Raw genomic sequence first — 14,914 nt, forward strand, 5'->3', positions numbered from 1 at the left:
TCTATCATAACCCTTACCTTAGATTTTTTCAAGTTTTTATACTGAATTTTTCCAAATTTTATCATAATTTAAACATTTGCGTAAAAAATGTTACAATATTAAAATTTGAACGAAATAAGACAAAAAAACGGCTAGAGATTCTAACCGTTACAATTCATTTAATAAATACTCAAATAATTCTAAATTGCCATCTTCTTCATTGACCAGGAACTCTGGGTGCCACTGTAAACCGATAATACGATGCTCGTCGACAGACTCAATCGCTTCCACTGTCTGATCTCGAGGGTCCACCGCTGTCACACGGAAATTAGGTGCCAGATCTTTGATACTCTGACGATGGACTGAGTTGACCTGACTTTCTTTGCCAAACAACTTAGCCACCACGCTTCCTTCTACTGTCTCAATAGTATGAGATGTCCCAAAAGGCAAGCCTTGCCAGTGACCTTCAATTTCTTGGTGGAGAGTGCCACCAAAAGCAACATTGACCAGCTGAACACCACGACAGATTGCCATAATTGGTTTATTCTGACGGAGCGCTTCTTTCAAGAGAGCTAGTTCAAACTCATCGCGTACAAGGTTGTAATCATCACTCTCAATAGTCTTTTTCTCCCCGTAAAACTGAGGATGGACATTTTGCCCACCTGTCAAGATGAGTTTGTCAATCATTTCCACATAATCGCGCACAATGGACTCATCTCCTACAGGAATTACTAAAGGGAGACCACCGACTTGACGAATGCTCTCTGCAAATTTACAAGATACAGATGAGTGAATGTTTTTCCCTTCTGCATCTACAGGACATAGATTTGCAGCAACTCCTACAACCGTTCTAGCCATGATGTGTCTCCTTTCGATTTTCTTGCGACAGTCTTATCTTATCACTCCAACCCTTTCCTGTCTAATATGTTTTTTTAAAGACCGTGATAAGTATTTTTTATGGACAAGAAAAAGCTGCCCAATAAGGACAACTTTTCTATTCGAAAACAAATTGATTGTGATACAGTTCCGAGTAGAAACCGCCGAGCTTGAGCAACTCGTGATGATTTCCACGTTCAATGACCTCTCCATCTTTGAGGACAATAATCTGATCGGCATTGAGGATGGTTTTGAGACGATGGGCAATAACAAAACTGGTTCGTCCTGCTACAACGGCCTCCATGGCATGTTGAATCTTGCTTTCTGTTACAGTATCCACATTGGAAGTCGCTTCATCTAAGATTAGGACTTGGGGATCTGTCATCAAGGTCCGGGCGATGGAAATCAATTGTTTCTGACCAGTTGAGAAGATGTTTTGCTCATCATCAATAAGGGTATCATACTTGTCAGGCAAGCTTTCAATGTAGTCATGAATATGAGTTGCCTTGGCAGCTGCTTCGACCATTTCCTGACTGGCATCTGGCACACCAAAGCGGATATTGTCTCGGATCGTTCCACTAAACAAGACCGAATCCTGCAAGACAATCCCGACCTTGCTCCGCAGGCTGTCCAAGTCGTAGTCACGGATGTCTTTGCCATCAAAGCAAATGCTGCCTGCATCCACATCGTAGAAACGATTGATGAGGTTCATGATGGTCGTTTTTCCCGAGCCAGTCGGACCGACAACTGCTATCATCTGCCCCTTAGGAGCTGAAATGCTAACATCTTTTAAAATCGGCTTGTCTGGCACATAAGAGAAATCAATGTGACTGATTTCAACGCCTTCTCGCAATTCCGTAAAGGCAGGCGCATTTTGCGGACGAATCTCTTCTTCTGCATCGAACATTTCTTGGATACGATCTGCCCCAGTAAAGGCCAACTGGAGGCTCCCCCAACTCGCAGCCACCTGGATAATCGGCTGGTAGTACTGCTGAGAAAATTGAGTAAACATGACAATCAAACCTAGGGCTGTCGTTGTTTCGATACTTGGATCGTTCAGCAAGACAGCCGAACCTGCAAAAATGACGATGGCCGTATTGACCAAGCTCATCCCATTCATAACAGGAAAGAGGATGCCTGAGAACATTCTCCCTTTAAAGGTTGCCTTGCGCACGCGCTCATTTTGCTCCACAAAGCCTGCTACGATGTCGTCTTGAATTCCTTGTACGATAACAGCTTTCTGCCCTGAAATACTTTCGTCCATGTAGGCGTTGAGTTTCCCTACCTCTTTTTGCTGGAGATTAGTGTATTTGCGGGCCATTTTCACGATGAAAACCAACATGAGAAAGGCTACTGGAGTACTGGCTACTGTTATCAGGGCGAGCGTCACATTTCTTGAAAACATGACAAAAATCAAACCGATGTAAAGAGCAATATTGCTCATAACCTGAACTAGGCTTTCATTGAAGGCTTGAAGGATGTTGTCCAAGTCACTCGTGAAGCGAGAAAGGATATCGCCATCCTGATGGCGGTCAAAGAAAGAAACCGTCAAACGAGAGAGTTTGCCAAAGAGGCCCTTACGCATCTCATTTGTTGACTCAGCAATCACACGGGTCATCAAGGTCATGTAAATCAAACTGGATACCACTAAGGCGAGGACAACTAGAGCTAGATTCAGCATCAGAGCTGACAAACTCTGCCAGGCTAGTTCGGAAGTTCCATTTTGATAAGCCAGAACTAGGTTAGCGAGCTCTGTCACTGCTTGACCTGAAAAAACTGGAAAGAGGGCTTGGGCAATCGTCGCAACTGCAACCATCAGAACCACAATGACAAAGGAGAACTTGTAAACTTTAAAATAATTCCAGAAAAATCGAACGGTTTTCATTTTATTCCTCCTTTCCCTTTTGTGTTTCGTAGATTTCGCGGTAGACGGCATTGTTAGCTACCAAATCTGCATGCCGTCCTTCTCCAATCAAACGCCCTTGATCCAAGACCAAAATCTTGTCCGCATGGACGACTGAACTGATCTTTTGAGCGATGATAATAGTTGTTGTCCCTTTCAGATCTTTATTCAAAGCTTCCTGCACGAGTCTTTCTGACTTGGCATCTAGGGCTGAAGTCGAATCGTCAAAAATCAGGATACGGGGATTGCTGACAATCCCACGGGCAATGGACATCCGTTGCTTTTGTCCACCAGAAAAGTTGGTGCCACGTTCTTCGACCTGACTCTCAAATTTGTTTTCCATACGCCCGATAAATTCGCTGGCTTGAGCAATTCGTGCTGCACGTTCCATTTCTGACACGCTGGCATTTCCTTTTCCTTGACGAAGATTATCTGCAATGGTTCCGCTAAAGAGAATAGCACGTTGCAAGACAATGGAAACTGTTTTACGCAAGGTTCCCTCGCTGACATCTCGAATATCCTTGCCACCAATCTTAATAGACCCCTCTTGTGGATCAAACAGTCGTGGAATTAACTGAGCCAAGGTAGACTTCCCTGCTCCAGTCGCTCCAACCACACCCACCATCTGACCAGGCGCAATTTCAAAGGTTACATTCTTCAGCATAGGCTCATCGTCATTGGGATAGGTGAAGGTTACATTTTCAAAAGAGAGACTTCCTTCTAACTCTTCGTCTGGGAGATCTTTAAAGGTCATCGCTGGCTCGGTATTTAGAATCTCGCGGATACGACGCAAGGAAATCATGGCACGACTGACAGAATTTCCTAAAAATCCAACCATGATAATGGTAAAGATAATCTGGCTGAGATAGTTGATAAAGGAAGCAATAGAGCCCACAACAGATGGATCTGACTGAGCCATGTCTGCCACTAACCAGATAGAGAGGAAGACCGCTCCATAGCCGACTAGCATCATAACGGGTTCTATAACTGAGAAGGCATAACCGATATAAAGATTTTGGCCGAGAAGTTCATCAGAAACATCGGTAAATTTGTCAAATTGTGCTTTTTCCTGCACAAAGGATTTAACCACGCGCACACCACGTAGATTTTCCTTAGCGATAGCATTGATCCGTTCAAGAAGGGTTTGAAACTTAGCAAATCGTGGCCCCATCATCCCCATCATGATGGCTGTTAGTGCAAAGATTAGGAGCACCATGAGGACAATCACCCACCAAAGTGACGGAAGAGTGTGAACCGCCAAGATAAAGGAACCAATAAAAAGAAGAGGGAGACGGAAGAGGATTTGAAAAGCCATCATCACCACGTTCTGAATTTGGTTGATATCATTGGTCATTCGGACGACAAGATTACCCGCATTAAACTGCTCAATATTGGCATAAGAAAAAGTCTGGATCTTGCGAAAAGCGTCTTCACGAAGGTCCGAAGACACTCCTTGAGCAATATAGGCTGCAAGTGTTACATTGACCCCACCTGCAACCAGACCGACTAGGGCTACTCCTATCAGCCAAGCGCCAATACTATAAATAGCCTCATTTTGACCAGCCAACAAAGCCTCTAACACCTCTTGCAAATAGCGCGGTTGCAAGAGCGAACTCGCAACCATCAAACCTGTCATCATTAAGGATGCCAAGGCCTGCCATTTATAGGTTTTTATTTTTTTAATCAGCATATTTCCTCCTAATAAAATAGATAAAGGGAGCGACATCCTGCGTCAGCTCCTTCTCATTCGTTCATATTGATGCTATTCTAGCAAAAAAGAGACATCTTGTCAAAGAAGTCTCCTTATTATAAATTAGTGCGCTCTCATCTACAGGTGATGCATGAAAAGGCTTTTTATGGTAAAATGAAAGGAAGAACTCTTACAAGGAGGAAAAGATGAAGAAACAAACCATCGCTGTCTTGGGTCCTGGTTCTTGGGGAACTGCCCTTTCGCAGGTCCTAAACGACAATGGACACGAGGTTCGAATTTGGGGAAATATTTCTGACCAAATTGATGAAATCAATAACCAACATACAAACAAACGCTACTTCAAAGATATCCTACTCGACGAAAAAATCAAAGCCTATCATGACTTGGAAGAAACACTAAAGGATGTGGATGCTATTTTATTTGTGGTCCCAACAAAAGTAACGAGACTGGTTGCCCAACAAGTGGCAAAGGTGCTCGATCACAAAGTTGTCATCATGCATGCCTCCAAAGGATTGGAACCAGATAGCCACAAACGCCTCTCAACCATTCTTGAAGAGGAAATCCCAGCTGACCTTCGTAGTGAAGTCGTTGTTGTTTCAGGACCGAGTCACGCTGAGGAAACGATTGTACGCGATATTACCTTGATTACCGCAGCCTCCAAAGATCTTGAAACTGCCCAGTACGTCCAAAATCTCTTTAGCAATCACTACTTCCGTCTCTATACTAATACGGATGTTATCGGGGTTGAAACCGCTGGTGCTCTCAAAAACATCATTGCAGTTGGTGCTGGGGCACTACATGGTCTAGGGTTTGGCGACAATGCCAAGGCGGCCATCATCGCACGTGGCTTGGCGGAAATCACCCGTCTAGGAGTCGCTCTAGGAGCTAACCCTCTGACTTATAGCGGTCTTTCTGGAGTTGGAGATTTGATTGTAACGGGGACATCTGTCCACTCTCGTAACTGGAGGGCCGGTGATGCTCTCGGTCGTGGAGAATCCCTCGCAGACATCGAAGCTAATATGGGCATGGTCATCGAAGGCATTTCAACAACGCGAGCAGCATACGAACTGGCTCAGGAATTGGGTGTCTACATGCCAATCACACAGGCTATTTACCGAGTGATCTATGAAGGTGTCAATATCAAAGAAGCAATCACTGACATCATGAGCAATGAATTTAAAGCAGAAAACGAATGGTCGTAGACCCTTATAGAAAGGAACATCATGAAACAAAAAGTCAGAAAAGCAGTCATCCCTGCCGCTGGATTGGGAACTCGTTTCCTCCCAGCAACTAAGGCCTTGGCCAAGGAAATGTTGCCAATCGTAGACAAGCCAACTATCCAGTTTATCGTTGAAGAAGCCCTCAAGTCTGGAATCGAAGATATCTTGGTTGTTACTGGTAAGTCAAAACGTTCTATCGAGGACCATTTCGACTCAAACTTTGAATTGGAATATAACCTCAAAGAAAAAGGGAAAACAGATCTTTTGAAGCTGGTTGATGAGACAACTGGCATGCGCCTGCATTTTATCCGTCAAACACATCCACGTGGTCTCGGAGATGCTGTCTTGCAAGCCAAAGCTTTCGTTGGAAATGAACCTTTTGTCGTTATGCTTGGCGATGACTTAATGGATATCACGGACGAAAAGGCTGTTCCGCTTACCAAACAACTCATGGATGACTACGAGCGTACCCACGCGTCTACTATCGCTGTCATGCCAGTCCCTCACGACGAAGTCTCTGCTTATGGGGTTATTGCTCCGCAAGGAGAAGGGAAAGACGGTCTTTACAGCGTTGAAACCTTCGTTGAAAAACCTGCGCCAGAGGATGCTCCTAGCGACCTTGCTATCATCGGACGCTACCTCCTCACACCTGAAATTTTCCAAATCCTTGAAAACCAAGCTCCAGGTGCAGGAAATGAAATTCAGCTGACAGATGCAATCGATACCCTCAATAAAACACAACGTGTATTTGCTCGTGAATTCAAGGGAGCTCGTTACGATGTCGGAGACAAGTTTGGCTTTATGAAAACATCTATCGACTACGCTCTCAAACACCCACAAGTTAAAGACGACTTGAAAGACTACCTCATCCAACTCGGAAAAGAGTTAGCTGAGGGAGAATAGAAGAACAGTTCATATAAAAAAGAACTAGGATAGTTAATTATCCCAGTTCTTTTTATTTTGTATTGCTATCATCCCGAACATATAAACCAACAAAAGGAAATCATATTTCTCAGTTAACCCACTTACAAGCTCCATCGAATTGATCTCGAATTTTATGAAAGCGCTACGATATTATTTGTTTTTTTCTAAAAATAGGAGTACAATGAGTTAGTATAATAAAATAAAAAGCACCGAATCGGTGCGCACTTTTTCAAGTTGTGTACGGACAAAGCCTTATTTTAACTTTGCTGTGTTGTTTCGAATAGTTCCAACAACTTCATTGTACTATACTTGTCAAAGATTATCAAGTGAAATGTAAATTATTTTACAGATACGACAAAAAGCTAGTTTATCCTCATTTGAAACAATACAGTTCTAAAACTAAAATATAACTTATAATCGATTTTAGCACATTTTTACCGATATTTCATCATTATTCTATTGAAATCTTTAGTTAGAATGATTTAATTTAATAAAGTTATATTTTACGGAGAATATTTTGAGGAAATTCAAATTCACTAAAGATAATTTAGCTATTCTAACTGAGTTAGTAAAGTTTATAAATGGGTGCATTGACCTAATCAAAGCTCTCATTTCTTAATTTTTAAATTATATCTTAATACAAATACAACGGAGGTTTTTATACATGGAAAACAAAAATTACTCTATCGCACTTGATATCGGAACTAATAGCGTCGGATGGAGCGTTATCACTGACGATTATAAAGTCCCATCGAAAAAGATGAAAGTTCTGGGCAATACTGATAAACGATTTATCAAGAAAAATCTCATCGGGGCTCTATTGTTTGATGAGGGAACTACTGCTGAGGCTAGACGCCTTAAACGAACTGCACGTCGTCGCTATACTCGCCGGAAAAATCGTCTTCGCTATCTTCAAGAAATCTTTGCCGAGGAAATGAACAAGGTCGATAGTAGTTTCTTTCATCGATTGGATGACTCCTTTTTAATTCCTGAGGATAAAAGAGGGAGTAAATACCCTATTTTTGCTACCTTGGCAGAAGAAAAAGAATACCATAAGCAATTTCCAACTATCTATCATTTGAGAAAGCAACTGGCTGATTCGAAAGAAAAAGCTGACTTGCGCTTGATCTATCTAGCATCAGCTCATATGATTAAATACCGTGGGCATTTTTTATATGAAGAAGCTTTCGATATAAAAAATAATGATATTCAAAAAATCTTTAACGAGTTTATAAGCATTTACGGCAACACCTTTGAAGAAAGTTCACTTAGTGGGCAAAACGCACAAGTAGAAGCAATTTTTACCGATAAAATTAGTAAATCTGCAAAGAGAGAACGCGTTCTAAAACTCTTTCCTGACGAAAAGTCCACTGGTTTGTTTTCAGAATTTCTCAAGTTGATTGTAGGAAATCAAGCTGATTTTAAAAAACATTTTGACTTAGGAGAAAAAGCTCCGCTACAATTTTCTAAAGATACCTATGATGAGGATTTGGAAAACTTGCTCGGACAAATTGGAGATGACTTTGCAGACCTTTTCCTAGTTGCTAAAAAACTCTATGATGCTATTCTTCTATCAGACATTTTGACTGTCACAGATCCTTCAACCAAGGCTCCATTATCAGCATCTATGATTGAGCGCTATGAAAATCACCAAAAAGACTTGGTAGCTTTAAAACAATTCATCAAAAACAATCTTCCAGAAAAATATGATGAAGTTTTTTCTGACCAATCTAAAGATGGGTATGCTGGATATATCGATGGTAAGACCACACAAGAAGCATTTTACAAATATATCAAAAATCTTCTCTCTAAATTCGAAGGAACAGATTATTTCCTTGAGAAAATTGAACGTGAAGATTTCTTGAGAAAACAACGCACTTTTGATAATGGTTCTATTCCTCATCAAATTCATCTTCAAGAAATGAATGCCATTCTCCGTCGGCAAGGAGAACATTATCCATTTCTGAAGGACAATAAAGAAAAGATAGAGAAAATCTTAACCTTCCGTATTCCTTATTACGTTGGACCATTGGCTCGTGGCAATCGTGATTTTGCTTGGCTTACTCGAAATTCTGACCAAGCAATCCGACCTTGGAATTTTGAGGAAATTGTTGATAAGTCAAGCTCTGCAGAAGAATTCATCAATAAGATGACTAACTATGATTTGTATTTACCAGAGGAAAAAGTTTTGCCTAAGCACAGTCTCTTGTATGAAACATTTGCTGTCTATAATGAATTAACAAAAGTAAAATTTATTGCGGAAGGATTGAGAAACTATCAATTCCTTGATAGTGGGCAGAAGAAGCAAATTGTCAATCAATTATTCAAAGAGAAAAGAAAAGTAACTGAAAAAGACATCATTCATTATCTACACAATGTTGATGGTTACGATGGAATCGAACTAAAAGGAATTGAAAAACAATTTAACGCTAGTCTTTCTACTTACCATGATTTGCTCAAGATTATCAAGGATAAGGAGTTTATGGATGATTCCAAAAATGAAGAGATTCTTGAAAACATCGTCCACACGCTAACTATCTTTGAAGACCGCGAGATGATTAAGCAGCGTCTTGCACAATATGACTCTCTCTTTGATGAAAAAGTCATCAAGGCACTAACTCGTCGACATTATACTGGTTGGGGAAAACTCTCTGCCAAGCTGATTAACGGTATCTGTGATAAACAAACTGGCAAAACGATTCTTGATTATCTGATTGATGACGGTCAAATCAATCGCAACTTTATGCAGTTAATCAACGATGACGGACTTTCTTTCAAAGAAATTATCCAAAAAGCACAAGTGGTTGGTGAGATTGATGGTGTGAAGCAAGTTGTCCGAGAACTCCCAGGAAGCCCTGCCATTAAAAAGGGAATTTTACAAAGTATCAAGATTGTTGATGAACTTGTCAAGGTTATGGGCCATGCTCCTGAGTCCATTGTGATTGAGATGGCACGAGAAAATCAGACAACTGCCCGGGGGAAAAAGAATTCTCAACAAAGATATAAGCGCATTGAAGATGCACTGAAAAATTTAGCACCTGGGCTTGATTCGAATATATTAAAAGAGCATCCTACAGATAATATTCAACTTCAAAATGACCGTCTCTTCCTCTACTATCTCCAAAATGGGAGGGATATGTATACTGGGAAACCTCTTGACATCAACCAACTGAGCAGCTATGACATTGACCACATCATCCCACAGGCCTTTATCAAGGATGATTCTCTTGATAACCGTGTCTTGACTAGTTCAAAGGATAATCGTGGGAAATCCGATAATGTTCCACGTTTAGAAGTCGTTCAAAAAAGAAAAGCCTTTTGGCAACAATTGTTGGATTCCAAATTGATTTCAGAACGTAAATTTAATAATTTAACCAAAGCTGAACGTGGCGGGCTAGATGAGCGAGATAAAGTTGGCTTCATCAAACGCCAACTAGTTGAAACACGTCAAATCACAAAACACGTTGCTCAGATCTTAGATGCTCGCTATAATACAGAAGTGAATGAGAAGGATAAGAAGAACCGTACCGTCAAAATCATCACTTTGAAATCCAACCTGGTTTCCAACTTCCGTAAAGAATTTAGGTTATACAAGATACGGGAAATCAACGACTACCACCATGCACATGATGCCTACTTAAATGCCGTAGTGGCTAAGGCTATCCTCAAGAAATATCCTAAACTAGAGCCTGAATTCGTCTATGGTGACTATCAAAAGTACGATCTTAAGAGATACATCTCAAGATCCAAAGATCCTAAAGAAGTCGAAAAAGCAACTGAAAAGTATTTCTTCTACTCAAACTTGTTGAACTTCTTTAAAGAAGAGGTGCATTACGCAGACGGAACCATCGTAAAAAGAGAAAATATCGAATACTCCAAAGACACTGGAGAAATCGCTTGGAATAAGGAAAAAGATTTCGCAACAATCAAAAAAGTACTTTCACTTCCGCAGGTAAATATTGTGAAGAAGAGAGAAGAGCAAACAGGTGGCTTCTCTAAAGAGTCCATTCTTCCTAAAGGAAATTCTGACAAGCTAATCCCTCGAAAAACAAAGGATATTCTTTGGGATACTACTAAATACGGGGGATTTGATAGCCCTGTTATCGCCTATTCGATCTTGCTCATTGCCGATATCGAAAAAGGAAAAGCGAAAAAACTGAAGACTATCAAAACTCTAGTTGGTATCACGATTATGGAAAAGGCCGCTTTTGAGGAGAATCCAATAACTTTCCTTGAAAATAAAGGCTATCATAATGTCCGTAAAGAAAACATCCTCTGCCTACCTAAGTATAGTTTATTTGAACTGGAAAATGGTCGCAGACGACTACTTGCAAGTGCGAAAGAACTTCAAAAAGGCAATGAAATAGTGCTTCCAGTATATTTAACAACCTTGCTCTACCATTCTAAAAATGTCCATAAACTAGACGAATCAGGACATTTGGAATACATTCAGAAACACCGAAATGAATTTAAGGATTTGTTAAATCTTGTATCTGAGTTCTCTCAAAAATATGTCCTCGCAGATGCAAATCTAGAGAAAATCAAGAACTTATATGCAGACAATGAGCAAGCAGATATAGAAATTCTAGCAAATTCGTTTATCAATTTGTTGACCTTTACTGCTTTGGGTGCTCCTGCTGCCTTTAAATTTTTTGGCAAAGATGTTGATCGAAAACGATACACAACTGTATCTGAAATCCTCAACGCCACCCTCATTCACCAATCCATCACTGGTCTCTACGAGACTCGGATTGATTTAAGCAAACTAGGAGAAGACTAATGGGATGGAGAACCGTTGTTGTCAATACGCACTCTAAACTCTCCTACAAAAACAATCACTTGATTTTTAAAGATGCCTCTCGGACAGAGTTGATTCACCTGTCCGAGGTGGACATCCTTCTTTTGGAGACGACGGATATCGTTCTCTCCACTATGCTGATAAAACGCTTGGTGGATGAAAATATTCTGGTGATCTTTTGTGATGATAAACGTTTACCAACGGCATACTTAATGCCCTACTACGGTCGACACGATTCCAGTCTGCAACTCTCTCGGCAAATTACTTGGAGCGAGGAGGCTAAAGCACAAGTTTGGACCACTATTATTGCACAAAAAATTCTCAATCAGGCTTTTTATCTAGGGAGTTGTGGTTTTCTGGAAAAGAGTCAGTCCGTCATCGATCTCTATCATGGGTTGGATTTGTTTGATCCTAGTAATCGTGAGGGGCACGCAGCTCGAATTTATTTTAACACCTTGTTTGGAAATGATTTTAGCCGTGAACAAGATAATGATGTCAATGCTGCCTTAGACTACGGTTACACCTTAATTTTGAGTATGTTTGCGCGTGAGATTGTGTTGTCTGGTTGTATGACCCAGTTTGGCTTGAAACATGCCAACCAGTTTAATCAATTCAACCTCGCTAGCGATATTATGGAGCCTTTCCGTCCGATTATTGACAGAATCGTCTATGAAAATCGAAACAGTTCTTTTGTCAAAATCAAACGAGAACTGTTCACTATTTTCTCAGATACCTTCCACTACAATGGCAAAGATATGTACCTATCCAATATCGTCAGCGACTATACTAAAAAAGTCATCCAAACCCTTAATCAACCGGAGAAAGGAGTTCCTGAGTTTAGGATATGAGTTATCGATATATGCGTATGATTTTAATGTTTGATATGCCCGTTGATACCGTAGAGGAACGCAAGGTCTATCGGAAATTTCGCAAGTTCCTCATAGATGAGGGATTTATCATGCACCAATTCTCCATCTATAGCAAGCTCTTACTCAACAACTCTGCTAATAACGCCATGATTGAACGACTCAAGACTCATAACCCTAAAAAAGGAAACATTACTCTCTTAACCGTTACCGAAAAGCAGTTTTCTCGTATGATCTACTTAAATGGCGAGCGAAATACCAGCGTAGCAAACTCCGACGCACGTTTAGTTTTTCTAGGAGAGGAGCCTGGAGATGAAGATTAATTTCCCATTATTGGATGAACCATTGGCTATTGAAAATGCAACCTTTTTAGTCCTGGAAGACCAGTTTACCTTTTCGACTATCGTCAAGCAGTTCTACCAGTACACTGATGATGGAGAATTAAAGTTATTTGATAGAAATCTAAAACCTCTGAAAGAGGCTGAGTTACTAGTGATAACGGATGTCTTAGGATACAATCTCAACTCACCTGCTATGCTCAAGTTGATACATGCAGATCTTGAAAATCAGCTCAATGACAAGCCCGAAGTCAAATCTATGATTGAAAAGCTGGTAGCTACGATAACAGAATTGCTGGCATTTGAGTGTTTAGAAAACGAATTAGACCTAGAGTACGACGAAATCACCATTCTAGAGTTGATTGATGCGCTAGGGGTCAAAGTTGAAACTCTGAGTGATACACCTTTCGAAAAGATGCTAGAAATTGTTCAAGTTTTTAAATATCTTTCCAAAAAGAAACTCCTTGTCTTCATCAATGCGATCGCCTATCTATCAAAGGATGAGTTGGTAAATCTGATAGAGTATATCCAACTCAATCAACTAAAGGTTTTATTTGTCGAACCTCGAAAAGTCTATGATTTTCCGCAGTATGTGCTGGATCAAGACTATTTCTTGAACCCTGAAAATATGGTATAATAAGAGTAACAATTGGAACCTGACGAGCTGAAGTCCGGCTGGGACGAATGGCGCGATTACGAAATTTCGTGAGAAAAATTTTTCTACGAGGTTTTAGAGCTGTGTTGTTTCGAATGGTTCCAAAACTCCCTGCAATCTGATACTCAACTTCGCTTTGTTTTAGAGCTGTGTTGTTTCGAATGGTTCCAAAACCCTGATTATTGGGATATGATTGTGGCACATGTTTTAGAGCTGTGTTGTTTCGAATGGTTCCAAAACGATTGGCTCCCACACTCACAACAAATAAAGGTTTTAGAGCTGTGTTGTTTCGAATGGTTCCAAAACATAAACCTCTCCATTCATCCCATTTCCTGAGTTTTAGAGCTGTGTTGTTTCGAATGGTTCCAAAACGAACGTTAAAGGAATCCTCAATCACGAAAAGTTTTAGAGCTGTGTTGTTTCGAATGGTTCCAAAACTCTTGGGAGTTTTCTTGCTTGCTTTCTCCCGGTTTTAGAGCTGTGTTGTTTCGAATGGTTCCAAAACAGAGTTGTAAGCATATATTGAACCGCATAGGTTTTAGAGCTGTGTTGTTTCGAATGGTTCCAAAACAAATAAATCCAAAAATTTCATACATCACCCGTTTTAGAGCTGTGTTGTTTCGAATGGTTCCAAAACTCACGGAAAGAGCAAGAAATCCAACTACACGTTTTAGAGCTGTGTTGTTTCGAATGGTTCCAAAACTTTGTGCATTAAAAAGGAGGTGAGGATATGGTTTTAGAGCTGTGTTGTTTCGAATGGTTCCAAAACGATTAAAAATCCCAGTTATCGAGCATGTCAGTTTTAGAGCTGTGTTGTTTCGAATGGTTCCAAAACATTAAGAATCTATTTAATTTCAATATCAGTGTTTTAGAGCTGTGTTGTTTCGAATGGTTCCAAAACTTGAACCGCTCCTTATCTACGATTAATGTTGTTTTAGAGCTGTGTTGTTTCGAATGGTTCCAAAACTACTGATCCACGAGTAGTCAATGCTTTTAAGTTTTAGAGCTGTGTTGTTTCGAATGGTTCCAAAACCGATCTCTACTGTCAGCTTGTTCATAATCGGTTTTAGAGCTGTGTTGTTTCGAATGGTTCCAAAACCGACAGAGCAAGAATCTGCTTTGAAGTACAGTTTTAGAGCTGTGTTGTTTCGAATGGTTCCAAAACTATCTTTCGCGAAGGCTTCCATGGCATTCTGTTTTAGAGCTGTGTTGTTTCGAATGGTTCCAAAACATTTCCTAATTCTCTTTGGGTTGCAGGATAGTTTTAGAGCTGTGTTGTTTCGAATGGTTCCAAAACTAGATACTGGTCTTCAATTGGGGTCATATTGTTTTAGAGCTGTGTTGTTTCGAATGGTTCCAAAACAAGAACGCGCAAACGGGATGATCCCAGCAGGTTTTAGAGCTGTGTTGTTTCGAATGGTTCCAAAACAATATTTTCTGCAGCACTCAGCGTAGTCATGTTTTAGAGCTGTGTTGTTTCGAATGGTTCCAAAACCCAACTGCAATCAAAGCTTGTTGCACGTTAGTTTTAGAGCTGTGTTGTTTCGAATGGTTCCAAAACAGAAGTTGCACACTCGTTTGCTTGAGGCCTGTTTTAGAGCTGTGTTGTTTCGAATGGTTCCAAAACTCTCGGAAGGCAAGAAG

The 14,914-nt window shown here is 40.5% G+C and carries 9 protein-coding genes and 1 CRISPR repeat array; of the genes, 6 read left to right on the plus strand and 3 right to left on the minus strand.

All coding sequences use genetic code 11. From position 1 onward, the window contains the following. Positions 1 to 147 precede the first annotated feature (147 nt). From PG086_RS08140 to PG086_RS08150, 3 genes are all read right to left on the minus strand, one after another. Positions 148 to 837, minus strand: coding sequence for a gamma-glutamyl-gamma-aminobutyrate hydrolase family protein (locus tag PG086_RS08140; RefSeq protein WP_049478403.1), 690 nt, complete (start codon positions 835 to 837; stop codon positions 148 to 150). Between the two features lie 136 nt (positions 838 to 973). Continuing rightward, complete coding sequence (locus PG086_RS08145; protein WP_049484837.1) at positions 974 to 2,740, minus strand: ABC transporter ATP-binding protein; 1,767 nt, start codon at positions 2,738 to 2,740, stop codon at positions 974 to 976. A gap of 1 nt (position 2,741) precedes the next feature. Then, on the minus strand, positions 2,742 to 4,448 hold the full coding sequence (locus tag PG086_RS08150; RefSeq protein ID WP_049478401.1) for an ABC transporter ATP-binding protein: 1,707 nt from the start codon (positions 4,446 to 4,448) through the stop codon (positions 2,742 to 2,744). A 206-nt stretch (positions 4,449 to 4,654) separates the two neighbouring features. On the opposite strand from PG086_RS08150, the gene PG086_RS08155 reads away from it, so the two are divergent. From PG086_RS08155 to csn2, 6 genes are all read left to right on the plus strand, one after another. Next, positions 4,655 to 5,671 carry an NAD(P)H-dependent glycerol-3-phosphate dehydrogenase gene (locus tag PG086_RS08155; RefSeq protein ID WP_049478400.1) on the plus strand — a complete coding sequence of 339 codons (1,017 nt, stop codon included), beginning with the start codon at positions 4,655 to 4,657 and terminating at the stop codon, positions 5,669 to 5,671. A 21-nt stretch (positions 5,672 to 5,692) separates the two neighbouring features. Continuing rightward, positions 5,693 to 6,592: a UTP--glucose-1-phosphate uridylyltransferase GalU gene (galU, locus tag PG086_RS08160; protein ID WP_000811022.1), complete on the plus strand. Its 900-nt coding sequence runs from the start codon at positions 5,693 to 5,695 to the stop codon at positions 6,590 to 6,592. A gap of 685 nt (positions 6,593 to 7,277) precedes the next feature. Further along, positions 7,278 to 11,393, plus strand: a complete 4,116-nt coding sequence (gene cas9 / locus PG086_RS08165; protein ID WP_167266509.1) for a type II CRISPR RNA-guided endonuclease Cas9 — start codon at positions 7,278 to 7,280, stop codon at positions 11,391 to 11,393. Beyond that, positions 11,393 to 12,259 (plus strand): type II CRISPR-associated endonuclease Cas1, encoded by an 867-nt coding sequence (cas1, locus tag PG086_RS08170; RefSeq protein WP_084919948.1) that lies wholly within the window; start codon positions 11,393 to 11,395, stop codon positions 12,257 to 12,259. Before cas9 ends, cas1 begins: the two co-directional genes overlap by 1 nt. Then, entirely contained in the window at positions 12,256 to 12,600 is a 345-nt protein-coding gene (gene cas2 / locus PG086_RS08175) for a CRISPR-associated endonuclease Cas2 (protein ID WP_270748539.1), read from the plus strand. Before cas1 ends, cas2 begins: the two co-directional genes overlap by 4 nt. Further along, positions 12,590 to 13,252, plus strand: coding sequence for a type II-A CRISPR-associated protein Csn2 (gene csn2 / locus PG086_RS08180; RefSeq protein ID WP_084919949.1), 663 nt, complete (start codon positions 12,590 to 12,592; stop codon positions 13,250 to 13,252). Before cas2 ends, csn2 begins: the two co-directional genes overlap by 11 nt. A 90-nt stretch (positions 13,253 to 13,342) precedes the next feature. After that, positions 13,343 to 14,897: direct repeats of the CRISPR family, unit length 36 nt; unit sequence GTTTTAGAGCTGTGTTGTTTCGAATGGTTCCAAAAC. The last annotated feature ends 17 nt before the right edge of the window (positions 14,898 to 14,914 follow it).

The organism is Streptococcus halitosis (assembly GCF_027691175.1).
GTDB lineage: Bacteria > Bacillota > Bacilli > Lactobacillales > Streptococcaceae > Streptococcus > Streptococcus halitosis_A.